The sequence below is a fragment of the Arthrobacter sp. SLBN-83 genome, assembly GCF_006715285.1.
Lineage (GTDB): Bacteria > Actinomycetota > Actinomycetes > Actinomycetales > Micrococcaceae > Arthrobacter.
This window is the reverse complement of record NZ_VFMX01000001.1, coordinates 1,127,258-1,152,710: the sequence shown is the minus strand read 5'-3', so window position 1 is coordinate 1,152,710 and position 25,453 is coordinate 1,127,258. Positions and strand designations below refer to the sequence as shown.

General features: G+C 67.2%; 23 protein-coding genes. 17 read left to right on the top strand and 6 right to left on the bottom strand.

Features of this window, described 5'->3' with window-relative positions:
• Positions 1-68: 68 nt before the first annotated feature.
• Entirely contained in the window at positions 69-1,064 is a 996-nt protein-coding gene (locus FBY30_RS05230) for a hypothetical protein (protein ID WP_235009343.1), read from the bottom strand.
• 291 nt (positions 1,065-1,355) lie between these two features.
• Here FBY30_RS05230 and FBY30_RS05225 point away from each other — a divergent pair, with 291 nt between their 5' ends.
• Both FBY30_RS05225 and FBY30_RS05220 read left to right on the top strand, forming a co-directional pair.
• Positions 1,356-2,243: an HAD family hydrolase gene (locus FBY30_RS05225; protein ID WP_142131655.1), complete on the top strand. Its 888-nt coding sequence runs from the start codon at positions 1,356-1,358 to the stop codon at positions 2,241-2,243.
• Positions 2,244-2,310: 67 nt separating this feature from the next.
• On the top strand, positions 2,311-2,895 hold the full coding sequence (locus FBY30_RS05220) for a histidine phosphatase family protein (RefSeq protein ID WP_142131653.1): 585 nt from the start codon (positions 2,311-2,313) through the stop codon (positions 2,893-2,895).
• Between the two features lie 51 nt (positions 2,896-2,946).
• On the opposite strand, the gene FBY30_RS05215 is transcribed toward FBY30_RS05220, so the two are convergent.
• Both FBY30_RS05215 and FBY30_RS05210 read right to left on the bottom strand, forming a co-directional pair.
• Entirely contained in the window at positions 2,947-3,546 is a 600-nt protein-coding gene (locus tag FBY30_RS05215; RefSeq protein ID WP_142131651.1) for a MarR family transcriptional regulator, read from the bottom strand.
• A gap of 153 nt (positions 3,547-3,699) precedes the next feature.
• A complete protein-coding gene (locus FBY30_RS05210) occupies positions 3,700-5,931 on the bottom strand; it encodes a catalase (RefSeq protein ID WP_142131649.1) in 2,232 nt (743 codons plus the stop codon).
• Between the two features lie 183 nt (positions 5,932-6,114).
• On the opposite strand from FBY30_RS05210, the gene FBY30_RS05205 reads away from it, so the two are divergent.
• Complete coding sequence (locus tag FBY30_RS05205) at positions 6,115-8,541, top strand: phosphoketolase family protein (protein ID WP_142131647.1); 2,427 nt, start codon at positions 6,115-6,117, stop codon at positions 8,539-8,541.
• A gap of 4 nt (positions 8,542-8,545) precedes the next feature.
• Here the strand turns inward: FBY30_RS05205 and FBY30_RS05200 are convergent, their stop codons facing one another.
• From FBY30_RS05200 to FBY30_RS05190, 3 genes are all read right to left on the bottom strand, one after another.
• A complete protein-coding gene (locus FBY30_RS05200; protein ID WP_142131645.1) occupies positions 8,546-9,298 on the bottom strand; it encodes a DUF429 domain-containing protein in 753 nt (250 codons plus the stop codon).
• Between the two features lie 6 nt (positions 9,299-9,304).
• The gene (locus FBY30_RS05195; protein ID WP_142131643.1) at positions 9,305-10,648 is read right to left on the bottom strand and encodes a carboxylesterase family protein; all 1,344 of its coding nucleotides are present in this window, start codon (positions 10,646-10,648) and stop codon (positions 9,305-9,307) included.
• 177 nt (positions 10,649-10,825) lie between these two features.
• Positions 10,826-11,314 (bottom strand): inorganic diphosphatase, encoded by a 489-nt coding sequence (locus FBY30_RS05190; protein WP_018762663.1) that lies wholly within the window; start codon positions 11,312-11,314, stop codon positions 10,826-10,828.
• A 156-nt stretch (positions 11,315-11,470) separates the two neighbouring features.
• Here FBY30_RS05190 and dacB point away from each other — a divergent pair, with 156 nt between their 5' ends.
• The 14 genes from dacB (at position 11,471) to FBY30_RS05120 (ending at position 25,444) form a co-directional block, all read left to right on the top strand.
• Positions 11,471-12,967 carry a D-alanyl-D-alanine carboxypeptidase/D-alanyl-D-alanine endopeptidase gene (dacB, locus tag FBY30_RS05185; RefSeq protein WP_142131640.1) on the top strand — a complete coding sequence of 499 codons (1,497 nt, stop codon included), beginning with the start codon at positions 11,471-11,473 and terminating at the stop codon, positions 12,965-12,967.
• A gap of 274 nt (positions 12,968-13,241) precedes the next feature.
• Positions 13,242-14,417: a zinc-dependent metalloprotease gene (locus FBY30_RS05180; RefSeq protein WP_142134926.1), complete on the top strand. Its 1,176-nt coding sequence runs from the start codon at positions 13,242-13,244 to the stop codon at positions 14,415-14,417.
• 99 nt (positions 14,418-14,516) lie between these two features.
• Complete coding sequence (tilS, locus tag FBY30_RS05175; protein ID WP_200830749.1) at positions 14,517-15,575, top strand: tRNA lysidine(34) synthetase TilS; 1,059 nt, start codon at positions 14,517-14,519, stop codon at positions 15,573-15,575.
• A 30-nt stretch (positions 15,576-15,605) separates the two neighbouring features.
• Positions 15,606-16,157 carry a hypoxanthine phosphoribosyltransferase gene (gene hpt, locus FBY30_RS05170; RefSeq protein WP_142042755.1) on the top strand — a complete coding sequence of 184 codons (552 nt, stop codon included), beginning with the start codon at positions 15,606-15,608 and terminating at the stop codon, positions 16,155-16,157.
• 184 nt (positions 16,158-16,341) lie between these two features.
• Complete coding sequence (gene ftsH, locus FBY30_RS05165; RefSeq protein ID WP_142131638.1) at positions 16,342-18,402, top strand: ATP-dependent zinc metalloprotease FtsH; 2,061 nt, start codon at positions 16,342-16,344, stop codon at positions 18,400-18,402.
• A 9-nt stretch (positions 18,403-18,411) separates the two neighbouring features.
• On the top strand, positions 18,412-19,056 hold the full coding sequence (gene folE, locus FBY30_RS05160; RefSeq protein ID WP_142131636.1) for a GTP cyclohydrolase I FolE: 645 nt from the start codon (positions 18,412-18,414) through the stop codon (positions 19,054-19,056).
• A gap of 10 nt (positions 19,057-19,066) precedes the next feature.
• Entirely contained in the window at positions 19,067-20,005 is a 939-nt protein-coding gene (gene folP, locus FBY30_RS05155) for a dihydropteroate synthase (RefSeq protein WP_142131634.1), read from the top strand.
• Between the two features lie 13 nt (positions 20,006-20,018).
• Entirely contained in the window at positions 20,019-20,408 is a 390-nt protein-coding gene (gene folB / locus FBY30_RS05150) for a dihydroneopterin aldolase (RefSeq protein WP_142131632.1), read from the top strand.
• Complete coding sequence (folK, locus tag FBY30_RS05145) at positions 20,405-20,950, top strand: 2-amino-4-hydroxy-6-hydroxymethyldihydropteridine diphosphokinase (RefSeq protein ID WP_142131630.1); 546 nt, start codon at positions 20,405-20,407, stop codon at positions 20,948-20,950. The genes folB and folK overlap by 4 nt, the downstream gene beginning before the upstream one ends.
• Positions 20,947-21,492, top strand: coding sequence for a DUF3180 domain-containing protein (locus FBY30_RS05140; protein WP_142131628.1), 546 nt, complete (start codon positions 20,947-20,949; stop codon positions 21,490-21,492). The genes folK and FBY30_RS05140 overlap by 4 nt, the downstream gene beginning before the upstream one ends.
• Positions 21,473-21,985: a PH domain-containing protein gene (locus FBY30_RS05135; protein WP_142131626.1), complete on the top strand. Its 513-nt coding sequence runs from the start codon at positions 21,473-21,475 to the stop codon at positions 21,983-21,985. Before FBY30_RS05140 ends, FBY30_RS05135 begins: the two co-directional genes overlap by 20 nt.
• Positions 21,982-23,634, top strand: coding sequence for a PH domain-containing protein (locus FBY30_RS05130; RefSeq protein ID WP_142131624.1), 1,653 nt, complete (start codon positions 21,982-21,984; stop codon positions 23,632-23,634). Before FBY30_RS05135 ends, FBY30_RS05130 begins: the two co-directional genes overlap by 4 nt.
• Positions 23,627-24,520 carry a Rossmann-like and DUF2520 domain-containing protein gene (locus FBY30_RS05125; protein WP_142131622.1) on the top strand — a complete coding sequence of 298 codons (894 nt, stop codon included), beginning with the start codon at positions 23,627-23,629 and terminating at the stop codon, positions 24,518-24,520. The genes FBY30_RS05130 and FBY30_RS05125 overlap by 8 nt, the downstream gene beginning before the upstream one ends.
• Complete coding sequence (locus FBY30_RS05120) at positions 24,521-25,444, top strand: 4-phosphopantoate--beta-alanine ligase (RefSeq protein WP_142131620.1); 924 nt, start codon at positions 24,521-24,523, stop codon at positions 25,442-25,444.
• Positions 25,445-25,453 lie beyond the last annotated feature (9 nt).

Below are 25,453 nucleotides of genomic sequence, written 5' to 3'. Positions count from 1 at the left end.
GCACCCGCGACTGGCTGGCGCACCCTTGGCCGGACAGAGCACCCCCGGGTTCGGAGGTGCACTGTCCGTTATCGGGTGCCCGGTTGTCTGCTTCGGCTGCTCGGTAGGCCTGCCTGTCGGAGGCATGCTGCGAGGCGAGCCGGGTCCGAGGCCGTTGCCCAGTCCCACCGGACAACCCGGAAACCTGCCGCCCGAAGCCTGTCCTCCCGCTTCTTCTCCGCCAATACGGCCTGGCGGGCCGTTTGAGTGCCCAGATATTCATCATTGAGATATTTGGCGTCGCCGTCGAACTCACCAATGAGCCGGTACTTGGGCCAGAAGAAGTCGGTCCGCGCCAGCAAAGTCCCGCCCTGCCGCATCTTTGCCTGGAGCATAGGGGCTGGGAAGCCCAGGACATGCATTTGCGCGCGGCTGAGTGATTCACCAGCTGACTCCGATTCGGCCACTGCGAAGTTGAGTACCTGTGCCACCCAGCTTCGACGGGCCGCTGATTCGAGCTGGAAAGCCGTTCTAAACAGTTCGTCCTTGCTAACCGGAGGCCCGGATCCCCGGCGCCCGCTGATCGCATGATCCGCCAACACCACTCCTGCCGTGAAGTCCTCCCCCGCGATGACGCCAATGACTGTTTCCGCAAGAGGCGTTACCAGCAATCCTCCCCGTTGGACTGCTGCTGCATTCCCTCGATGCCGGTGGATGCCGTAGGCGGTGATGTGTTCGATGCCTGTTTGCCCGGACCTGGCACATGCCGCCGACGTTGTTGGTTTCCTGCGGCCCGCGTGGCCTCTGGTTGCCCCGGCCAGATGGATATATGCCGGCACGGCGAGAAGTTCCAGGTCCCAGATGACAGCGGCCGTGTGCAGGCAGAATGTGGATTGCGGGAGCTCCAGATCCACCGCCCGGACGGTCTGGAAGTATCTTTCCCAGGGCGGCAGTGACACCCATGCACGTTTTTCGGCGTAGATACCCTTCCGTATGCGGACGAGTTCACCTTGCGCATAGCGCCTGCTGAGTGAACGGGTGTCCCCGGTGGTGCGTCTGAGGTCTTGGGCGGAAATCAGTTGCATGCGACTCATCGTCGCCGCGTCACGGTCGGTCGCTGAAGGGCTCTGTGAGCGCATGTGGACAACCAAGAACCGCTCATTAGCACCGCAAGTGGACCGTGCACCTGCGAGTGCGGGGGTGTGGTGTCCCTGGGCGGGTGCTTACCGCAGATAACGGCGAAGGGAAGCCTGCCGCAAGGGGACTGGACCGCGTCGGCGCACCTGCATGTGGAAACCCGCCGAGTTAATCAACAGTTCAATAAACCTGTGGTCCCCGTCCTAGCGCGTGTCAGTTACGTCTGGTTCACTATGTGGATGACAACGCTGACTGAAACCTCAGTCGCCGGCAACGATGACCGGCGAGAGAACAACCAGAACACCACCCTGAACAACATCGAGTTCACCGCTATCGACCAGAAGTTCATGGTCGCCCTGGACGTGGACGGCACGCTGGTGAACCATGATGGCCACATGTCCCCGGGCGTTCGCGAGGCGGCGCAGGCCGTGGTGGCTGCCGGGCATGAGGTGATGATCGCCACCGGCCGCTCCCTGAATGCCACGCTTCCCATCATCGAAAAGATCGGCATCGAGCGCGGGTACGCCGTCTGCTGCAACGGCGGGGTGACCCTCCGGCTACATCCCGACCTGGAGAACGGCTACGAGGTGATCCACAAAGCCACCTTCGATCCGGCCCCGGCCCTGCGCGCCCTCCGCGAGCGCCTCCCGTCCGCCAAGTATGCGCTGGAGGACGCTGACGGCAACTTCCTCTCCACCGAGCGGTTCCAGGACGCCAGTTTCGGCGTCGAGGCCGTGGGCGTCGACTTCCACACCATGCTGGAGTCCACCGCAGTCCGCGTGGTGGTGTTCAGCACCGAGAACACGCCCGAGGAGTTCAACGAGGCCATCAACCACGTGGGCCTGGCGGGAGTGACGTACTCCGTGGGCTGGACCGCGTGGCTGGACATCGCCGCCGCAGGGGTGACCAAGGCCAGCGCCCTGGAAAACCTCCGGGTCCGGCTCGGCTTCGAAGAGCACCTCACCGTTGCCGTGGGCGACGGCCGGAATGACATCGAGATGCTCACTTGGGCAGGCCGCGGCGTGGCCATGGGCCAGGCTCCGGCCGAGGTGGTGGCCGCAGCGGATGAGGTCACCCACTCCGTGCACGACGACGGCGCTGCCCACGTGCTGCGCAGCCTCCTGTAAGGCGTCTGAAGACAAGGCCCGCTGCCGCGATTCCGGTCCCGGCCCGGAGCCAAGGCAGAATAGGGGCATGACCCTTACGACGTTCGCCCTCGTCCGCCATGGCCAGACCGACTGGAATGCCGAGCGCCGGCTGCAGGGGGCAACCGACATCCCCCTGAACGACGTTGGACGCGGCCAGGCGCGGGACGCCATCGCCATCCTTGCCCCGTACGAATGGGACGCCATCGTCTCCTCGCCGCTGAGCCGCGCCGCCGAAACCGCGGACATCATTGCCGAGGGGCTCGGGCTGACGGTGTCCCGCCGCGTCCCGGAACTCACCGAGCGCAGCTTCGGCCCCGCCGAAGGGATGCAGGCCGGCCCGGAGCTGGACGCGCTGCGCGTGCCCGGCGGGTTCAAGGGCGCGGAAAGCGAAGACGAAGCGGCAGACCGCGGAATTGCGGCACTGGAAGCTTTGGCGGAGGAGTTCCGCGGCCAGCGGCTCCTGGTGGTCACCCACGGCACCCTGCTGCGCGTCAGCCTCAGCCGCGCCATCGGCCAGACCCTGGCCAGCGTGGACAACGCCGCCCTTAACCTCGCACACCACCACGCGATCGATGGCTGGAAACTGGAGTACTTCAACGGCGAGCCCGTGATGGCGGCCGCCGGCAGCTGAGGGTCCAGGCGGCCCAAAACAGATGACGACGGCGGCACCGGGCTGACGCGGTTAACCCACCGCCAGGATCAGCGCCAGCAACCGGGCAGCCGCGGGCCGCGCGGCATGTTCCTCGTTCCACTGCGCGCGCGCCACGGCTTTGCTGACGGCCTGGGTGGTGATCCCCAGTTCCTGCGCCACGGCTTTTTGCTGCCCGCGGACGCCGGGAGTCAAGAGGTCCAGGACCCGCCATTCCGCGCCTGAGCGTTCCCGCACGATGTGGCCAAGGAGCCGGAGGATGGCTTCGGCATCGTGGGCTACATCAGCCCGCGGCCCCTCCACGGCAACAGGGATCCGCTCCTTGCTGTTGCGGAGCCGGTCCACCGAACGGCGGGCGTAGACCAGGCCATGGCCGGATGCATCCTTGATCTGGTTGGGCAGTGGCTCATCCACCGGCCCTGCCCCAATGCCCACGTACCAATGCCCGCTGCGGAGCGCGATCAGGGCGGCATCCACCGCCTGGTGCGGGCAGTCGACAATCCCCTGGACCTCGTCCTCGACGGACCGGTCGAAATCCAGGCGCGCGGGGATGTGCCGCAGTGCCTTGAGCAGCTGCGGAACCTGGTCGCCGTCGCGCCGGCTGTCCGTCTGGTTGATGGTGAGGGTGAACATTCTGGGTCCACACTACCCGGAAGTAGGTACGGCGGGACGGCCGGTTTCGCGGGTGGCCGCCCCATCAGGCTCCCTCCGGAAACGCCGAGGGCCCGCATCGGGTTCGATGCGGGCCCCAGTGCAGAACCAGTGGACCAGAAGTCCGGTGCAGGCTTACTGCTTGACGGAAGCGGCCGCTCCGGTTGCCGGGAACCGGTCCCAGGCGCGGTGCGCGGCGAGCAGTCCGGAGACCTCGGAAGTCACCTCGGCAGCGTTGTCGCCCGCCGCGATGCCAACCGTTTCCTGTCCAATACCGATCGCCTCAAGAACGGCCGAGCCGGAGCCCCACACGCCGATGGCCTTGGCGTGGCGGTACGCCTCGGAGAGCATGAGGGCCACCCGCGGATCCGGGGCTCCAACCGGTTCCCCGGCTTTGGCGTCGCGCCCGGCGGTGGCGTCAGGCCCGGGCTGCTTGCCCCCGGCGACGATCAGAGCATCGAACTCGGTGGACCGCGCCGTAAGGAAGGTCCGCTGCACCGTTACCGAAAGCCCGTCAGAGGAAAGCACCCCGCCGGTGGGTGCTATGACGAGCGGAACCATGCCCCCGCCGTCGAGCGCTTTGCGGGCAGCCTCCACCTCGGCCAGGTTGCTGGAGGAGTCGGCGATGATGCCCACCACGCGGCCGGCAACCGGCCAGGTTTCGCCCACCTGGGACACGGCCGGGCTGGGGTCGCGGTCCTGGACCTGCTCGGTGGCTTCGGGAGCAGGCATGCCCAGGCCGGCGGCGACGGCGGCGCAAAGTGCGGCGTCGATGTTGGCCAATGCCTGCAGCTGGCGTTCGCGGACGGCGGTTTCGAAGCACTTGCCGAGTTCGAACGTATACGCCTGGATCACGTGGTCCTGTTCCACGGCGCTGAGGCTTCGGAAGAAGAGCCGGGCCTGGCTGTAGTGGTCATCGAAGGATGCCGGATTGCGCCGTTCCTTGATGGATTCCGCAACCGCCTGGGGCACGTCCACGAAGGCCCCCATATCCTGCCCGGCCAGGAACGGGCAGCCGCCGTCCAGTGAATTGGGGCGGTACGGTGCAACTCCGGCGTGGTCCGCCGTCTGGTGCATGCCGTCGCGGAGCATGTCGTTGACCGGCGCGTGCGGCCGGTTGATGGGAATCTGTGCGAAGTTGGGCCCGCCCAGGCGCGAAATCTGGGTGTCCAGGTAGGAGAACAGCCGGACCTGCAGCAGGGGATCGTTGGTGACATTGATGCCTGGAACCAGGTGCCCGGGGTGGAACGCCACCTGCTCGGTCTCTGCGAAGTAGTTCGTCGGGTTCGCGTTGAGGGTCATGAGCCCGATGGGCTGGACCGGCGCAAGTTCCTCGGGGACGAACTTGGTGGGATCGAGCAGATCGATGCCCTGGAACATCTGGTCTTCGGTGTCCGGGAAGGTCTGGATGCCGAGCTCCCATTCGGGGTAGGCGCCGGCTTCGATGGCGTCGGCCAGGTCGCGGCGGTGGAAGTCCGGGTCCATGCCGTTGATGATCTGGGCTTCCTCCCAGACCAGCGAGTGCACGCCCTGCTTGGGCTTCCAGTGGAACTTCACCAGGGTGGTGTCACCGGCGGCGTTGACCAGGCGGAAGGTGTGGACGCCGAAGCCCTCCATGGTCCGGTACGACCGGGGAATGCCGCGGTCGGACATGTTCCACAGGGTGTGTGCCTGCGCCTCGGTGTGCAGCGATACGAAGTCCCAGAACGTGTCGTGCGCGCTCTGGGCCTGAGGAATTTCGCGGTCCGGATGCGGCTTGGCGGCATGCACCACATCCGGGAACTTGATGCCGTCCTGGATGAAGAACACCGGAATGTTGTTCCCCACCAGGTCGTAGGTGCCCTCATCCGTGTAGAACTTCGTGGAGAATCCACGGGTATCCCGGACCGCGTCCGCGGAACCCCGGGAGCCAAGCACGGTGGAGAACCGGACAAACACCGGCGTTTCGACGTCCGGGGCCAGGAAGCCGGCGCGCGTGACTTTCGCGGCGGTCCCGTAGGAGCGGAATACGCCGTGCGCCCCCGCGCCGCGGGCATGGACAACACGCTCCGGAATCCGCTCGTGGTCAAAGTGCGTGATCTTTTCGCGCAGGTGATGGTCCTGCAGCAGGATGGGCCCGCGCGGGCCGGCTTTCAGGGAATGGTCCGTGTCCTGCAGCCGCAGCCCCTGGGCCGTGGTCAGGTACTGGCCGGACTGGGCGCGTGCGGTGGCCGGCGCACCGGTCGGGCTGCCGGTGGGTGACACTGCCTCGGGACCGCGCTGGTCCGGTTTTGGCGGCAAGGGCTCCCGCGGGGTGGTGGGCTCTTCAAGCGCCGGAGGTTCACTGGACGGAACTCCGGGAATTACGACGTCGTCTTCGGCTGGCATGTCTTGATCTCCCCACATTTGATGGTCCCAGCCCCGCCAAGCGGAAGCTAAGCTTACTTACTACCCTACAGGTGGCCAGGGCCAGCAAAACAAGGTTCGACGGCGGGGGTTGCCTGCCTGCCCTTCATCTGTTGCGATGGGGGAACGGCCGCCTGCAGCGGCACACCCGAGGTGAGGATGGTTATGGCCGGCAGCGCAGGACAGGATGTAAAGCCGCAGAAAGAGATTCAGCAGGAGGGCCTGCGGCAGGAAGAACTGCACCTCGTTGACAAGTGGTGGCGGGCGGCGAACTACCTTTCCGTGGGGCAGATCTACCTGCGGTCCAACCCGCTGCTGCGCGAACCGCTGCAGGCGGAGGACACCAAGTCCCGCCTGCTGGGCCACTGGGGAACCACCCCGGGACTGAACTTCGTCTATGCCCACCTGAACCGCGTGATCCGCCGCGACAACCTTGAGATGCTCTTTGTTGCCGGTCCCGGCCACGGCGGCCCCGCCGTCGTCGCCAACGCCTGGCTGGAGGGAACCTACTCGGAAATCTACGCGCACGTGGGCAATGACGAGGCGGGCCTGGCCGAGCTGTTCCGCCAGTTCTCCTACCCCGGCGGAATTCCCAGCCACGCGGCCCCGGAAAGCCCCGGCTCCATCAGCGAGGGCGGCGAGCTCGGGTACTCCCTGGCCCACGCCTACGGATCGGTGTTCGACAATCCCCAGCTGGTGACCGCCGTCGTGATTGGCGACGGCGAGGCCGAAACGGGGCCGCTCGCAGCCAGCTGGCACTCGCACAACTTCCTGGACCCGGCTGTGGACGGCGCCGTGCTGCCCATCCTGCACCTGAACGGCTACAAGATCGCCAACCCCACCGTCCTGGCCAGGATGCCGCAGGACCAGCTGGAGCAGCTGCTGCGCGGGTACGGCCACGAGCCGTACTTCGTCAGCGTGGAGGATCCGGACAACACGGAGCAGGCGCACCGTGATTTTGCCGCCGTGCTGGACCGTTGCCTGGCCGATATCAGGGCCATCCAGGACGCCCACCGGCAGGATCCGGCCGCCGAAAAGGAGGGAGAGGGCGGGCATCGCTGGCCGCTGATCGTCCTGCGTTCCCCCAAGGGCTGGACCGGGCCCCGCACCGTGGACGGGCTCCAGGTGGAGGGCACGTGGCGGGCCCATCAGGTGCCGTTGTCCGAGGTCCGCACCAACGGCGAGCACCTGAAGCAGCTGGAGGAGTGGCTGGAGTCCTATCGCCCCGACGAACTGTTCGACGGCGAAGGCCGGCTGCGCCCGGACGTCGCCGAAGGGGCGCCCACCGGGGACTTCCGCATGAGCGCAACGCCCCATGCCAATGGCGGAGTGCTGCGCCGGGCGCTGAAACTGCCCGCGTACCAGGACCACGCCGTCGAGGTACCCACGGCCGGCGTCGAGCGCGTCAGCCCCATGGTGACGCTGGGCTCCTGGATGCGGGACGTCATCGGGCAGAACATGGAGAACTTCCGGCTGTTCGGCCCGGACGAGACGGCATCCAACCGGCTGCAGAACGTCTACGAGGTCACCGACAAGGTGTGGCAATACCGGATTGACGACGTTGACGAGCACCTTGCGCGCTCCGGCCGCGTCATGGAGGTGCTGAGCGAGCACCTGTGCCAGGGGTGGCTGGAAGGCTACCTCCTCACCGGCCGGCACGGGGTGTTCAACTGCTACGAGGCCTTCGTGCACATCGTTGATTCGATGTTCAACCAGCACGCCAAGTGGCTGAAGGTGTCCCGCAAACTGCACTGGCGGCAGCCGGTGCCGTCGCTGAACTACCTGCTGTCCTCGCACGTGTGGCAGCAGGACCACAATGGGTTTTCGCACCAGGATCCCGGGTTCATCGACCACGCCGTGAACAAGAAGGCCGAGGTTATCCGCGTCTACCTGCCGCCGGATGCCAACACCCTGCTGTCCGTTATGGAGCACTGCCTGGCGTCCACGGACTACGTGAACATCGTGGTCAGCGGCAAGCAGCCCTCGCCCACCTGGCTTGGCCCGGCGGACGCCGCCAACCACTGCCGCCGCGGCCTGGGCATCTGGACATTCGCCGGCTCGGAAGTGCCCGGGGAGGAGCCCGACGTCGTCCTCGCCTGCGCCGGTGACGTCCCCACCGTGGAGACCGTCGCTGCCGCCGAACTGCTCCGCGATGGCGCTCCCGGGCTCAAGGTCCGTGTGGTGAATGTGGTGGACCTGATGCGGCTTCAGGACGAGAGCGAGCATCCCCACGGCTTGCCTGCCCATGACTTTGACGGGATCTTCACGCCGGACAAGCCCGTCATCTTCGCGTACCACGGTTATCCGGCGCTCATCCACCGGCTGGCCTACAAGCGCACCAACCAGCAGGGCCTGCACGTGCACGGTTATAAGGAGGAGGGGACCACCACCACGCCCTTCGACATGGCCATGCTGAACGGTATCGACCGCTACACCCTGGCCATCGACGCCATCGACAGGGTTCCCGGCCTTGCCGAGAAGCACTCACTCCTGCGCCAGGAACTGCAGGACCGCCGCGCCCGCGCCCGCGAGCACACCCGCACCCACGGCGAGGACCCGGAGGAGATCCGCAACTGGAAGCTGGGCGGCTGAGCTCCTAGCCCGGGAGTCCGTCCAGGCCGCAGGACGGAAGGTGGATCCAGCCTTCGCTGCGGGCGGCGGCTGCGTGGGCGGCATCCGGCAGGAGCGTACGACGGCGGGCCACGGCACGGGCGGTCAGCGAGGCGATGACTGCGTCAAACAGGTCGTCCGAAGCAGTGATTTGGTCCCGGTGCCCGGCCAGGTCCAGCCAGGGCGCCTGCTTTTCGAGTTCTGCCAGCAGGAGGCTTAGGCGTTCGGCTTCGGGGACGCCGCGGCCCTTGTAGCCACGCCCGTTGAGGCCCCAGATCTTCAGTGATGCCGCCGGGTACACCTCGGCAAGCCGCCCGGATCCGTCCCGGAGTTGCGGGCCGTGCAGTGACGCGATCTTCGCCTGGATCACCGCGCAGCGCATGGCAGGATGTGCCAGCCGGTCCGCGGAAACGCTGAGCGGGATCAGTCCCGTTTGGGCGGTGCAGAACCGGTCGGTGTCCCGGTAGGCCAGCAGTCGCCGGCCCGCGATCCCATCGTGTTCCAGGACGGGCGCGGCGTCGAAGTCCAGGTGACCGGCAAGGAAGGGGATCAGTGCATCAGGCCAGCCCACGGGACAGTCGACGCCGGTCATGTCGCAGGTGCCGAACAGGTCCACGATTGCCTGGTCGTCCACGTCCAGGGCAAGGTGGGCGAGCCTGGCCCGGTTATCGCTCCATTCGATGACCGCCCCGGCGGTCTTCTTGGTGGCTGCCGCGAGGTCCACGCCGAGGGTTCTCATTAGCTGTCAGACGCGCCGGTAGTGGAGAGCGCCGTCCACTGCGCCAGCCTCACCGAGGTCATCCCCACGGGCAAAACCGGCCCACAATGACCTCACCGCCCTGCCGGTCATGTCCACATCCTCCCAGTTGGCGCCGGCGATCAGTCCCACGCCATCCCACGTCTTCCGGTTTCCCAGCAGCAGCGGCAGGTCCACGGTGTGGGCGGCGCCGAAGATGTTGCCGGGCGCGTGCCAGTCCATGATGTAGCGGTGCACTTTTCCGCCTGCCTTGGCATGCCGGCGGGCGAAGCGACGGTTTGCCCTTCCGTACACGGTCTCGGTCACCACCCAGTCGATGGCCCGGACGGCGGCGGGACCCACCAAGGGAACGCCGGCCAAGCGCATCAGCCGCGGACTGCGGGGGAGGAACAGTCGCGCTTCCTCTGAGGTATGCCCGATCAGCACCTCGATGGCAGGGGCCGTCCGATTCCAGGCCGCCTCGATCCCCGACTCCTCGGGGAGCGGATCGTGGCCGTATTGGGTGCCAAACGGCATGGCCGCCAGCATGCCGAACTTCTTGGCCACCTGCGTGACCTGCGCTTCGAAGGCCACCACGTCCAGGGCCGGCGTCTTCCCGGTCACAGAATCGGCAGCGATGCCCATGGCATGGTTCATCCTGGCCCGGCCCCGGGTAATGCCCAGCGGCGCGCTCTGGATGATGGCGCGCTGGAAGAGGGCTGGCGCCTCCGATGTGGCCATCAGGTGGGCGATCGCATCACCACCGGCGGACTGGCCGAAAGCCGTAACCCGGCCGGGGTCGCCGCCGAAGGCAGCGATGTTCCGCTGCACCCAGCGGAAGGCCTCGAGCTGGTCCAGGAGCCCAAGGTTGCCGGGACGCCCGGCAGGCGTCGCCAGGAAACCGAACAAGCCAAGCCGGTACGTCACGGAAACCACGATGACCCGGTTCTCGGCCACCAGCCGGGCAGGGTCGAAGATTGCCAGGTCGCCGGACCCCGTGGTGTAGGAACCGCCGTGGATCCAGACCATGACGGGCAGCTTTTCGTCCGGAGCGAGGTCGCCGGGCATGGTGATCGAAAGGTTCTGGCAGTCCTCGCTGCCGGGCAGTTCGCCGTATTTGGTGCCCAGTACGGCGTCGAGGAATGGGACCGGTGCCTGCGGGCACGCCGGGGAGAGGGACGTTGCGGCAAACTCGGCAGTCCAGTCCGGGACCGGCGCGGGCGGCTGGAAGCGTTGGGCCCGGGCGTAGGGGATGCCGGTGGCACGGATGACGTCACTGTCCCGCCATCCGCTGACGGGGCCGCAGGGCGGGTGGAACAGAAGCTGGGAGGTCAGGGCTGGCTCGGGACTCACAGCCCCACCATGCCACAACTTCCTGGGGCCGGTTCAAACGGAAAGTCCCCGCCTCCCGGACAATTCCCCCTCGCGTTGCGCGGGGATTTGTCCAGCAGACGGGGACTTCTGGTATGGGCCCACGCCGTCAAGGTTCCCTGACCGAGCGAAGCGAGGTTAGGGAGACGGTGGGGACGATCAGTGTCCGGTGGGCACGTAGCGCTTGATGGACGCTTCCAGTTCGGCCTCGGCGGCGGCGCGGTCGCCCCAGCCCTCGGCCTTGACCCACTTGCCGGGCTCCAGATCCTTGTAACGGGTGAAGAAGTGCTCGATTTCCTTGATCAGGAATTCGTTGACGTCGCTGACTTCCTGGATGTGGTCAAAGCGGGCATCCACGGGAACGCACAGGATCTTGGCGTCTCCGCCGCCGTCGTCGGTCATGTTGAAGACGCCGATGGGGCGGGACTCGACGATGACGCCAGGGTGCAGGTCGAAGTCCTGCAGGAGCACCAGTGCGTCCAGCGGGTCGCCGTCCTCGCCGAGGGTGTTCTCGAAGTACCCGTAGTGCGTGGGGTACTGCATGGAGGTGAAGAGGACGCGGTCCAGGCGGACGCGGCCGGTCTCGTGGTCAACTTCGTACTTGACGCGTGATCCCTTGGGGATCTCGATGGTCACGTCGTGCTTCATGGGAATGCTCCTCGGCAATTGCAGGGGGTGCGCGGCACACTTGACGGGCCCGCAAAAAAGAGTGTCGGTGCCGCCGACTACAATTGAGGATATAGCGAGAGGCCCTGGAATCAGGAACTTGTGGGGAAATTTCAGGACTTGAGGACCAGCACCAGCATGACCAAATCAACCGGCGGGGAACCGTTGCGCGCCCGTCGGTCCAGCCGGCGGGAAAGCCAGGGCCAACGTCCGCGCAAGCCCTGGCCGCTGGCCCTGGCGGCCTTGATCCTGGTCGTCCTTGCCATCCCGGGAGCCCTGCTGGTGGCCCCCGGGTTTAGTGGTCCCCAGGCTCCGGCGCCCGCCCCGGCGCCGCCTGCTTGGCAGCAACCGCCCGCCACGCTTTCCGCCCCGCAGGTGCTTGCCCCGCTCCAGCCCTCCGCCCCGGTCCCCGCGCGGCAAGCAGTGACAGCGCAGGTGGACCCGGTGTTGAAGGCCGACGGCGGCGGTACTTTCACGGGCATGGTGCAGGATGCGCTCACGGGCCAGGTCCTTTTTGACCGGGGCGGCGCGGACGGCCGGGTGCCGGCGTCGAACCTGAAGCTGCTGACGGCGCTCGCCGCGCTGCGAACCCTCGGCCCCGACCACCGGTTCAGCACCAAGGTGGTTCAAGGCACTGCCCCGGGACAGGTGGTGCTGGTGGGCGGCGGCGACGTCCTACTGGGCGCCGGGGAGTCGCAGCCGGAACAGGTGATGGGCCACGCGGGCCTCGCCACGCTTGCCGCAGCTACCGTGCAGGCTCTGCAGGCCGCCGGCACCACGGGGGAAGTCACCTTGTTGGTGGATGACTCCCTCTTTACAGGTCCCGCATTGAACCCCAACTGGCAGTCCGGCGACGTGGAGGCCGGGGAAATCGCCCCGCTGTACCCGCTGGCGCTGAACTCCGCGCGGTTCGATCCCGCCGTCACCACCGGTCCCCGCCCACAGGACTCCGCCATGGCTGCGGCCCAGGAATTCGCTTCCCGGCTCCGTGCGGCAGGTGCCGGCGCGGGACTCACCGTAGCGGCCGCCGTCGAACGTTCACCCGGAGCTTCCCCATCCAACGCCGCAGTCCTCGCCGTCGCTGACTCCGCCACAGTGGCGGAGCAGGTGAACCTCATGCTGCAGGTCTCGGACAATTACCTGGCCGAGACCATGGGGCGCATGGCGGCGGTGGCCACGGGGCGGCCGGGCAGCAATGACGGCGCCACCGCGGTGGTCGCTGCCGAAGCCGGGGCCGCGGGCTTGTCCCCGGGCACCATGAAGCTCGTGGATGTTTGCGGGCTGGCCATGGGCAACCAGGTTTCCGCCCGCCAGTTCACGGACGTGGTGCGGGCCATTACCACCGGTGCCGATACCAGGCTTCGTACCGTCCTGGACGGCTTCCCGGTGGGTGGCTTGTCCGGCACTTTGGACATGCGGTACGGAGACGCCACCACCTCCGGGGGCGCCGGGCTGGTGCGGGCCAAGACCGGGACTTTGAACACGGTGCTGGCGCTGAGCGGCTATGTGGTGGACGCCGACGGCAGGCTCCTGGTGTTCTCGTTCCTCGGAAACGGCCTGACGCCCGGGGCGGCCGGCAACAAGGAAGCACTGGACAGGGCGGCCACGGCGCTTGCAGGCTGCGGCTGCCGCTAGTGCTGCTGCCGCTACTGCGGCTGGACTCCCAGGAATGCAGCCATCACGACGGCGGCAAGCACCGATGCCCAGCCCTTGCGCGGGCCTGCGGCAAGGGGAGGAACAGGGCGGTAGGGGATCATGGCGGCCTCCTTCGGGGCGGATTCTTCCTGCGCTTCCAGCTTGGCTGGCGTGGATGGGGCCGCGCTTTCGGCCTCCTGTGCAGCGGCTGTGGAAGTTCGCCGGTGAGCGAACTTAAGGACGATCCCCAGCCTGCTGTGTTCTGATGGGACTCATGGAGTCCACTGCGCGCGAGTCCGCATCGACGTTGTCCTCAGCAGCCCAGTCCAACGGGGCCCAATCCAGTGGGGTCCAGCCCGACCAGGCGCAGGCCCTGATCAATTGGGACCTCGCTGCTTCCACCGCAGCGCGGCTGGCTCCGGCCGGTCCCGTGCTTGACGAAAAGGCCATCGGCGAGGCCGTGGACAGCCTGCGCCGTCTTGCGGACGCCTCTGTGCCGCACGTCCACGAAATCACCGGGCTGGAGGCAGCACGCGATCTACGCGACTCCTCGGTGCTGGTGGTGGACCGGGCGTCTTGGGCCAAGGCCAACACCCAAAGCTTCGCTGTGATGCTCAAGCCTGCCATGCAGAAGATGCTGGACAGCCGGCGCGGATCCCTGAGCCCCTCTGCGGCCAGTGTCAGCGGTGCCATCACCGGCAGCCAGTTGGGCGCCGTCCTGGCCTTCCTGTCCAGCAAGGTCCTGGGCCAGTACGATCCGTTCGCGGCACTGGCCGAGAACTCCACGGCTCCGGCAGGAGGCCGGCTCCTGCTGGTGGCACCGAACATCGTCTCCGTGGAGCGCGAACTCAACGTCACGCCGGAGGATTTCCGGCTCTGGGTGTGCCTCCACGAGCAAACCCACCGCGTCCAGTTTGCGGCAGCACCCTGGCTGCGCCACCACATGCTGGAGCAAATCGACAACCTCAGCGGACACCTCCTGGGCAACGTCGATTCCCTGATGGAGCGGGCCTCCGCTGCCGCCCGGTCCCTGAAGGACCGCTCCGCAACCGGTGACGCGCCCCGCCGCGGCGCCATCCTGGACCTGCTGCAGGACCCGGAGGAAAAGGCCGCCATTTCACACCTAACAGCGGTGATGAGCCTGCTCGAAGGCCACGCGAACGTGGTGATGGATGCCGTGGACGCCAGTATCGTTCCGTCCGTAAAGACCATCCGGCAGCGCTTCAACGACCGCGGCAAGGACCGCGGCGTGGTGGAGAAGTTCATCCGCAGCCTCCTGGGCCTGGACGCCAAGATGCGCCAGTACTCCGACGGCGCCCGGTTTGTCCGCGCCGTGGTGGATGTGGCAGGCATGGACGGGTTCAACAAGGTCTGGGAGTCGGCGGACCACCTGCCCACCGAGCCCGAAATCCACGACGCCAAGCTGTGGCTTGAGCGGATGGGCCTCTGATTGCCTGACGCCCAGTTGCCGGAAGCGGCGCCTGCCGCCATGCCCAGCGGACGACGCCGGCCCGGAAGGCTTTCGCCCGTCGTCGGCACTGCGCGCAAAATGCTGCAGAACGCCTTGGCGGACGCGGGTTACCCCCGCCACGTCATGGTGGCATGCAGCGGTGGCCCGGATTCCCTGGCGCTCGCCGCCGTCGCATCCTACTTCGCCCGCCGCGGCCACGTGGACGGCCACCCTGTCACCGTGGGGGCCGCGGTGGTGGACCACCAGCTGCAGGCCGGATCGGCTGACATCGCCGCCCGCACCGCCCGGGCATTGCAGGAGCTTGGCCTCTCACCAGTGGAAATCCGGACCGTCACCGTGGCCGGCGCCGGCATGGGCCCGGAAGCAGCTGCCCGCGAGGCCCGGCACGCGGCCCTCGAAGCCGCCGCCGCGGAACAGGGCGCGGAGGCAATCCTGTTGGGCCACACCCTGGACGACCAGGCCGAACAGGTACTGCTGGGCCTGGCCCGCGGCTCCGGCACCCGCTCGCTCGCCGGCATGCGCCCAACCCGGGGCAAACTGCTCCGCCCTTTCCTGGGGCTCCGCCGGGCAGACACGGAGGAGATCTGCGCGGTGGAGGAGCTGGACCCCTGGCACGACCCCACCAACGCCGATCCCGCCTTTGCGCGGTCGCGGACCCGCGTGGAGGTCCTCCCGCACCTTGAGGAAAAACTCGGCCCCGGCGTGGCCGAATCACTGGCCCGGACCGCCGCCATCCTGCAACTGGACGCCGACTACCTGGAGGATGTGGCGGAAAGCACCTACGCAGCGCTCGTGGAACGGGACGACGGCGAACTGAGCCTGCCGGAGGAGGTGTTGCGCGCCTTGGCCCCGGCCATCCGGTTCCGGGTGATCGCCAAGGCAGCGGCCGACGTCGGCGGGCAGCAGCCCAGTTACCAGCGCCTTTTGGCGGCGGAAGCGCTGCTGCGGCGGCAGGGTTCGGCCGGTCCTGTTGAGCTTCCCGGTGGCGTAAGTGTGTACCGGTTGTCGCTGGCGCAGTTGGAGGAATCCAAGGGCAACGCCGGCCCGGCTGCGTCCGGGGGCGGCCCTTCTGTTCCCCGCGAACGGGCGCGCTGTGGGAAGCTAGTATTCCGGCCTCAAAAACCGCCCGCAAAATAGTCGCACCCCGCATCTAAACAGGAGCCATTGGTGGATTCAAACGACGTCCAGGCAGACCTCAAGCACGTTCTCTACTCCAGGGAGCAGATCCAGCAGCGGATCACCGAACTCGCTGCGCAGATCGACAAGGACTACGAAGGCCGCGAGATCCTCATTGTGGGCGTCCTCAAGGGCGCCGTGATGGTTATGGCGGACCTGGCCCGGGCACTGCACAGCCACATTTCCATGGACTGGATGGCCGTGTCCTCCTACGGTTCGGGAACCCAGTCCTCCGGTGTGGTGCGCATCTTGAAGGACCTGGACACGGACCTCATGGGCAAGGACGTGCTGATCGTCGAGGACATCATAGACTCCGGCCTCACCCTGTCCTGGCTCAAGACCAACCTGGAATCCCGCGGGACCGCCTCGGTGGAAATCTGCACCGCGTTCCGCAAGCCCACCGCTGCCAAAGTGGAGATCGACGTCAAGTACGTCGGCTACGACATCCCCAACGAGTTCGTGGTGGGCTACGGCCTGGACTACGCCGAGAAGTACCGCAACCTGGACTTCGTCGGAACCTTGGCCCCGCACGTCTACGAGTAAACCCAGGCCCTTCCAACGCATTTGGTGCGCTGTCTGCCCCGCTACGCCCACAGGGAACTTTTGCTTTTCGCTATGCGTGATGTACTCCGGACGGTGTATAGCTAGAAGCTGACGCAGCACCATCACGGGCGCAGAGTACTCGCCGTGAAGCACTACCGGAAGGACGGGGCCAGCCCCCGAACAGATGAAAGCTAAGAACTTCTTCAAAGGCCCGGGCATCTGGATCGTCGTTGTGGTCGGTCTGCTCCTCGTGGCTTTTGCAACGCTCGCCCCCGGCGGTGCGGCCCGGATCGACACGGACAAGGGCCTGGAACTGCTCTCCGGCAACAAGGTGGAGCAGGCCAAGATCTTCGACGGCGAGAACCGTGTTGACCTCACGCTGAAGGACGACCTGCAGCTGGACGGGCAGGACAAGGGCAAGAGTGTCCAGTTCTTCTTCGTCGATGCCCGTGCCCAGGACGTAGTGAAGGCTGTCACCGACGCCAAGCCTGCCCAGGGCTTCACGGACCAGCCGATCGAAAGCAACTGGTTCTCCGGCCTGCTCTCCCTCCTGATCCCCGTCATCCTGCTGGGCGCCCTCTTCTGGTTCCTGATGACTCGCATGCAGGGCGGCGGCTCCAAGATCATGCAGTTCGGCAAGTCCAAGGCCAAGATGGTCAGCAAGGACATGCCGCAGGTCACCTTCGCTGACGTCGCAGGTGCGGACGAGGCCGTGGAGGAACTGCAGGAAATCAAGGAATTCCTGCAGGAACCGGCCAAGTTCCAGGCGGTGGGCGCCAAGATCCCCAAGGGCGTGCTGCTCTACGGCCCTCCAGGCACCGGTAAGACCCTGCTGGCCCGCGCAGTTGCCGGCGAAGCAGGCGTGCCCTTCTTCTCCATCTCGGGCTCGGACTTCGTTGAAATGTTCGTCGGTGTCGGCGCGTCCCGCGTCCGCGACCTCTTTGAGCAGGCCAAGGCCAACTCGCCGGCCATCATCTTCGTGGATGAAATCGATGCCGTTGGCCGCCACCGCGGCGCCGGCATCGGCGGCGGCAACGACGAACGCGAGCAGACCCTCAACCAGTTGCTGGTGGAGATGGACGGCTTCGACGTCAAGACCAACGTGATCCTGATCGCCGCCACCAACCGGCCCGACGTCCTGGACCCCGCGCTGCTGCGGCCCGGCCGTTTCGACCGCCAGGTTTCGGTGGAAGCGCCGGACCTGATCGGCCGCGACCAGATCCTGCAGGTGCACGCCAAGGGCAAGCCGATGGCGCCCGGCGTCGACCTCAAGGCTGTGGCCAAGAAGACCCCCGGCTACACCGGTGCGGACCTCGCCAACGTCCTCAACGAGGCAGCACTGCTCACCGCGCGCTCCAACGCCAACCTGATCGATGACCGCGCGCTTGACGAAGCGATCGACCGCGTCATGGCCGGGCCGCAGAAGCGCAGCCGCGTCATGAAGGAACACGAGCGCAAGATCACCGCATACCACGAAGGCGGCCACGCCCTGGTGGCCGCTGCGCTGCGGAACTCGGCCCCGGTCACCAAGATCACCATCCTTCCCCGCGGACGTGCCCTGGGCTACACCATGGTGGTTCCGGAGAATGACAAGTACTCCGTCACCCGCAACGAGCTCCTGGACCAGATGGCCTACGCCATGGGCGGCCGCGTTGCCGAGGAGATCGTCTTCCACGACCCCTCCACCGGTGCTTCGAACGACATTGAGAAGGCCACCGGCACCGCACGCAAGATGGTCACCGAATACGGCATGAGCGAACGGGTCGGTGCCGTGCGCCTGGGCCAGGGCGGCGGCGAACCCTTCCTGGGTCGCGACGCCGGGCATGAGCGCAACTACTCGGACCAGATCGCCTACGTGGTGGATGAGGAAGTGCGCCGCCTGATTGAGCAGGCCCACGATGAGGCCTACGAAATCCTCACGGAGAACCGCGACATCCTGGACCTGCTGGCCCTTGAGCTGCTGGAGCGGGAAACCCTTAACCAGGCTGAGATCGCCGACATCTTCCGGGACGTGCGCAAGCGCGACTTCCGCGAGGTGTGGCTGTCCAAGGAAACCCGCCCCGTCCTGGCCGGACCGGTGGAGACCCGCCGGGAGCGGGCAGAGCGTGAAGCGCAGGAAGAAGCGAAGAAGGCCCGGCTGGACGAGCCGCTGGACGCACAGCCCCCGCACCCGCAGGGCGTGCCGGAGGATGCACCCTTCAAGGGCGGAGTCACCGACTCGGGGCCTGACACCCTTCGCGGCTAAGCTTTCCCTGTGACTTCCTTCGACGACGACGACGTTCCCGCCTCCGCCGGATATCCGGCGGAGGACGGTTCCCAGCATTCGACAAGCCATAGGGTGGACCGGCCAAGGATCGAGGCGGCCGTCCGCGAAATCCTCCTTGCCATCGGCGAGGACCCGGACCGCGGCGGCCTCCTGGACACCCCCAAAAGGGTGGCGAAGGCGTATGCCGAGATGTTCGCCGGGCTGCACCACGATCCTGCGGAAATTCTTTCCACCACCTTTGACCTGGACCACGAGGAACTGGTCCTGGTCAAGGACATTCCCTTCTACTCCACGTGCGAGCACCACCTGGTGCCGTTCCACGGCGTGGCCCATGTTGGCTACATCCCCTCGCATGACGGAAGGGTCACCGGGCTGAGCAAGCTTGCCCGGGTGGTGGATATGTACGCCCGACGGCCGCAGGTGCAGGAACGGCTCACCACTGAGATCGTCGAAGCGCTGGTCAGCCACCTCAAGCCCCGCGGCGCCATCGTCGTTGTTGAATGCGAGCACATGTGCATGTCCATGCGCGGCATCCGCAAGCCCGGAGCGAAGACCGTCACCAGTGCGGTCCGCGGGCAGCTTCATGACCCGGCCACCCGTGCCGAAGCCATGAGCCTCATCCTCGGAAGGTAACCACATACCCATGGATTCACTCGCTGCAGCCCCCGGAACGGGGCCCGCAACCTCCCCACTGCCCATCCTGCGCAAGCCCCGCCCGGTTGCGCGCTTCCAAGACCTGCCCACGGGGCGGACCCTGGTCATGGGCATCCTGAATGTCACCCCTGATTCCTTCAGCGACGGCGGAAAGCACGACACGGCGGACACCGCCATCGCGGCCGGCCTGCGGATGTTCTACGCCGGTGCGGACATCATCGACGTCGGCGGCGAGTCCACCAGGCCGGGTGCGGACGACGTCAGCCCGGACGAAGAGCAGCGCCGGGTCCTGCCCGTGATCGAGGCCCTGGTCAAGGCCGGCGCCCTGGTCAGCATCGACACCACCCACGCCTCCACTGCCGAAGCGGCAGTCAAGGCAGGCGCCGCCATCATCAACGACATTTCGGGACTGAGCATCGAGCCTGAAATGGCGGAGTTCGTGGCAGCGTCCAAGGTGCCCTACGTGCTCACCCACCGCCGCGGCGACGCCCGAACCATGAACTCGCTTGCCGAGTACACCGATGTTGCCGGGGAAGTGGTGGCGGAACTGGCGGGAGTGCGCGACAAGCTTTATGCCGCCGGCGTCAGCCCGGAACAAATCATCATCGATCCGGGCCTGGGATTCGCCAAGAACGACGCCCAGAACTGGGAACTGCTGCAAAACCTGGACCAGCTGGACAGCCTGGGCCACAAGGTCCTGGTGGGCGCCTCCCGCAAGCGCTTCCTGGGCACCCTGCTCACCGTGGCCGGGAAAGCCGCCGCTCCCGAGGAACGGGACGGCGCCACGGCGGCCATTACCGCCATCAGCGCCTACCGCGGCGCCTGGGCGGTCCGCGTCCACGACGTCGGCTCAAGCCTCGACGCCGTCAAGGTGGCAGCCCGCATGGCGGCCGTACCTACAGCATCAGCCGTACCCGAAACGCAATAGGGCCGGGGGACCCATGGACAGGATTACGCTGACTGGAGTGACCGCAGTGGGTCATCACGGTGTCTTCGATTTCGAACGCCGGGAGGGCCAGCCCTTCGTGGTGGACGCGGTGCTCTACCTCGACTTCACCGAAGCGGCGCAGTCCGACGACGTCCGGGACACTGCACACTACGGCGAGGTTGCGCAGCGTATAACCGAGTGGATCTCCGGGGAACCCCTGAACCTCATCGAGGCACTTGCGGTGCGGATCGCCGACAGCCTCCTTGCCGAGTTCAAGCTCCAGGCCGTGGAGATCACCGTCCACAAACCCCAGGCCCCCATCGAGGTTCCCTTCGGCGACGTGGCGGTCACCGTCCACCGGACGCGGGTCCCCGCCGGCGCACTGTCCGGGGCCGGGACATGAACGGCATCTACACCAAGGCGGTGCTCGCCCTCGGCAGCAACCTTGGTGAGCGGAACGAGACCCTGACCGAGGCCGTGGCGGACCTGGTGGATCCGCCGGAGGTGCGCCTCCTTGCCGTCTCACCCATTGTCCAGACGAAGGCCGTGGGCGGACCCGCCGGACAGCCCGACTTCCTGAACATGGTCATTACCGTGGAAACCAGCCTCACGCCCATGGAACTGCTGAAACACTGCCAGGCCGTGGAGAACAAGCACCTCCGCGTCCGCGAGGTGCACTGGGGGCCGCGGACGCTCGACGTCGACATCATCATCTACGGGGACCTCCGCAGCGACGATCCCGCCCTGACGCTTCCGCACCCCCGTGCGTCCTCCCGCGCGTTCGTCCTCTACCCCTGGTCGCTGATCGAACCGGCTGCCACCCTGGGGGGCGAAAGGATCAGCGCGTTGGCCGCCCAGGCGGATGACTTCGCCGGCCTGGCACCCTTCGACGGCTTCGGCGACTTTGACGGGATGCCCACGGCCGGCGCGGTGGAGGAGCGATGAAACCCATCAACCCCCTACGCCTGCTGCTGATCGGTGTCATCCTCGCCATCGCCGGCTGGTCTGCCACAGTGGTGACCAGCCGGTACAGCATCGCAACGCCGGTCCTGCCTGCCACTGCGCTGGCCACCATGGGCGTCATCGTCATCATCACGCTGATCCTCGGCATCCGCATCCTGAGGTGGCGCAACAGCCACAAGCCCAACAGCACGGCTAAGAAGACGCAGTTGGACCCCCTCCTGGCCGCCCGGACCCTGGTCCTGGCCCAGGCCTGCGCGTACGCCGGAACAGTGCTGCTCGGCTGGCATGTGGGCATCTTCCTGGACCAGTTGCGAATCTGGAGCATGCGCAGCGACCAGGGAATCACCTGGCTGGCGTTGGCCATGGCCGGCGGCGGCCTGGTGATGATCGTGGTGGGGCTCATTGTGGAGCGGTTCTGCAAGATTCCGCCCGAAGACGGTGACCCAAACCTGGACGGGAAAAAGGGCCGCCCTGCCCGCGGGGAGGCCGCTGGGGAAGGCGAATATGCGTACCGAGGCGATTGACCCGCCGGGTATCGCCTGGCAGCGGGTGTCACCAAAGTACATAACAGTCCGCCTCGTGGAATGGGCCCTGGCCAACCTGGCGGCGGTCCTGGTCCTTTCCGCTCCGCTGGTGTTTGTCCTCCTCGGCTGGTGGCGCTGGCCCCCGCTGTGGCTGGCCATTACCGTTCCGGCCGTCATGACTGTGGTTGCCGTATGGCGGCTGGTGCTGATCCCGCGGCAGGTCAGGGCCATTGGCTACGCTGAGCGCGGTGACGACTTGCTGGTCAGGAGCGGCATCTTCTTCCAGCGCACCATGGCCGTTCCTTACGGGCGCATGCAGTACGTGGATATCGCCGTCGGCCCCGTGGAGCGCGGCCTGGGGCTGTGTACCGTGAAGCTCCATACGGCATCGCCCGGCACCAACGCCCGCATCCCCGGCCTTCCGGCTGCTGAAGGCGCGCGGCTCCGGGAACAGCTGGCCGCCCGCGGCGAAGCCAGGCTGGCAGGGCTGTGACGGCTGACGGCCAGCTGCCCGGGCAGCCGGCCCGGCCTCCTGTGGCGGCCGGCCCGGAAAGCAGCAGAACGCCCGACGGCGAGTGGCTGCGTGTGCATCCGGCGTCACCTTTCGTCCGCGGCTGGGTCGCCCTGGCTGCCATCGCCTTCTTTTTTGGCCGGGACCTTTTTGAGCGTTCCCTGCAGGGCCAGCCAGTTTTTGAGGAGGGGTTTGACCGCCGCGCGCCCTGGCTCCTTGGCGGCGGTGCCGTGGTGCTGGCCGTGGCCGTGCTGGGATTCGTCCTGACCTGGTACTTCACCAAATACCAGGTGTCCGCCGGGTATGTCCGGGTCAACAGCGGGCTCCTCTTCCGGCAGCACCGGCAGGCGCGGCTGGACCGGGTGCAGGCCATCGATATCGTGCAGCCCCTCCTGGCCCGCATCTTTGGCCTGGCCGAACTCAGGTTCGAGGTGGCAGACGCCGGCGAATCAGCGGTGCGGCTGGCTTACCTGAAGATCGCCGATGCCCGCCAACTACGGGCCACCATCCTGGCGCGCGCTTCCGGGGCTGTTGCCGGCGCCGGCTCTGGCAGTTGCTCCGTGGGCGGTTTGGACGGTCCGGCGGGCACTGGTCACGGCGGTTCCGCCGGTCCGGGGCAGCTTACCCAGCCCGCACCCGAGGCGCCGGAGTTTACGGTGCTGGCCGTGCCGCCGTCGCGCCTTATTGGATCGCTGCTGCTGAGTGAGCAAAGCTTCTTCATCGTGGTGGGCGGCGCCGCGTCCGTGTTCCTCTCCGCGCTGACGGACAACCGGGCCTTCTACTTTTACCTGGTGCCCGCCGCGCTTGGCCTCGCGGCAAGCTACTGGAACTTCTTCAACAAGGGGTACAACTTCACCGCGGCCATCTCGCCGGATGGCATCCGGTTGCGGTACGGGCTGCTGGATACCCAGGCGCAGACGCTGCCGCCGGGCCGGATCCAGGCCGTGAAGGTTGCCCAGCCGCCGCTGTGGCGCCCGTTCGGCTGGTACCGGATGCAGGTGAACGTGGCCGGCTACGGGACGTCGGGCAACGCCGTGGAGGGCAATACCAGGACCATCCTGCTGCCGGTAGGTAAATTCGCCGACGTCCTGGCCATGCTCTCGCTGGTCCTGCCCGACCCCGGAACCGACCAGCCGGAGGCGGTTTTCGCTGCCGGGCTTGGTGGCTTCCATTCCGACGGCGGCTTTGTCACCACCCCGCGGCGGGCGTGGCTGCTGGCTCCCCTGGCATGGCGGCGCAACGGCTTTGCGGCCACGGACACGGCGCTGCTGATCCGCTCCGGCCGCTGGTGGCGGGAACTGGTTGTTGTCCCGCACCAGCGCACGCAGTCGATGGCGCTTCACCAAGGGCCCGTGGCACGCCACTTCCGGGTGGCGGACCTGGTGCTGCACACCACCGCCGGGCCGGTGGCCCCGCGGCTGACCCAGGCAGGGTTGGATGAGGCCCGGCAACTCTTTGACGAGCAGTCGGCACGCGCCCGGCTGGCACGGAAGCGTCAAACCACCGAACAATGGTTGCGGCAGGTTGTCCCGGCCGTTGAATCAGTTGCGGTATCCTCGTCGGCCGTCGAGCCTGCGGCTGCATCAGAGCCCCGCACCCACTACCAACAGGAAGGCCAGCACCATGGCTAAGCCCGGACGCCTCGGCGTCGGAATCATCGGCGCCGGCAAGGTGGGGGCGGTGCTTGGTGCCGCCCTCCGCGCAGCCGAGCACGCCGTCGTCGGGGTTTCGGCGGTCTCGGACGCCAGCCGGGAGCGGGCCGAAACCCTGCTCCCCGGCGTGCCCATCCTGGAAGTGCAGGACATCGTGGAGCGCGCGGAACTGGTGCTGCTGGCAGTGCCGGACGACGCGCTGCCGGATTTGGTGGAGGGGCTGGCCAAGCTCGGCGCCTGGCAGCCCGGCCAGCTCGTGGCGCACACCTCCGGCCGGTTCGGCGTCGGTGTACTTCATCCAGTCCGCGCCGCGGGCGCCGTTCCACTGGCACTGCACCCAGCCATGACCTTCACCGGCATGAGCCTGGACCTCACCCGGCTGCTGGACTGCACCTTCGGGGTGACGGCCGACGCGCCCATGCTGCCCATCGCCCAGGCGCTGGTGGTGGAGATGGGGGCGGAGCCCGTAGCCATTGCCGAGGCGGACCGGACGCTCTACCACGCAGCCCTGGCCCACGGGTCCAACCATCTGGTCACCCTGGTGGCGCAGGCGTCGCAACTGCTGCGCGAGGTGGGCGTTGAATCGCCCGAGCGTATGCTGGGGCCGCTGCTGCGGGCCACCCTGGAGAACGCGCTGGCCTCGGGGGAGTCTGCGCTGACTGGTCCGGTCGCACGCGGGGACGTGGGAACGGTGCGCGCGCACGCCGAGGCGTTGCGGGAGTACGACGCCGGCGGGCACGGTGATGTGCTGGAGGCCTACCTTGCGATGGCACGCGCCACAGCCCTCCGCGCCGAAGGGCGCGCACTGCTGAAACCCGACCAGCTGAAGGGGCTGCACGAGGCCCTCGATCCGAAGGAGGACTGAATGTCCATTCAACTTGTCACCACCGTGGCCAGCTTGCGGGCCGAAAGTGCCCGGCTCCTTAGCGCCAAGCAAGGCACTTCGCAGGCATTGGTGCCTACCATGGGTGCACTCCACGAAGGCCATGCCACACTGGCCCGCACCGCCGTCGAAAACAATGACGTGGTGGTGGCGAGCATCTTCGTCAACCCCCTTCAGTTCGGCGACGCCGTGGACCTGGACCGCTACCCGCGAACGCTTGATGCAGACCTTGCCCTGCTGGAGGAACAGGGCGTGGACCTGGCCTTTGCGCCCTCCGTGGAGGAGGTCTATCCCGGCGGGGAGCCTTTGGTGCGGATCACCTCCGGACGCCTTGGGGAGAAGTGGGAGGGTGCCTCCCGGCCCGGCCACTTCGACGGCGCCCTGACTGTTGTTGCCAAACTGCTGCACTACGGGATGCCGGCGGCCGGCCTTCCGGCCGGATCTGCGGGCACATCCGGGGGCAACCTCCCCGCCTACCGGGCTTACTTCGGCCAGAAGGACGCCCAGCAGCTGGCCCTGGTCCGGCGGATGGCTGCGGACCTGAACTTCCCCGTGGAGATTGTGGGCGTGCCCACGGTCCGCGCTGACGACGGCCTGGCCTTGTCCAGCCGGAACCGCTTCCTGTCCGATGACGAACGCGATGCCGCGCTGGTCCTGTCCAGGGCGCTGCGCCTGCTGGAAGAGCGGGCGAACGCCCACGAGCCACTGGACCTTGATTCTGCGCTGGCGATGGTTGAGTCCCAGCCCCTGGTGGAACTGGACTACTTCGATGTGGTGGATCCGGGGACCCTTGAGCCGCTGGCGGAGAACTGCCGGGAAACTCCCTTCCGCGGCGAGGCCCTGGCGCTTATCGCGGCCAAGGTGGGCCCCGTGCGGCTGATCGACAACGTCCCGCTGAGTTCCTGACTTCCCGCC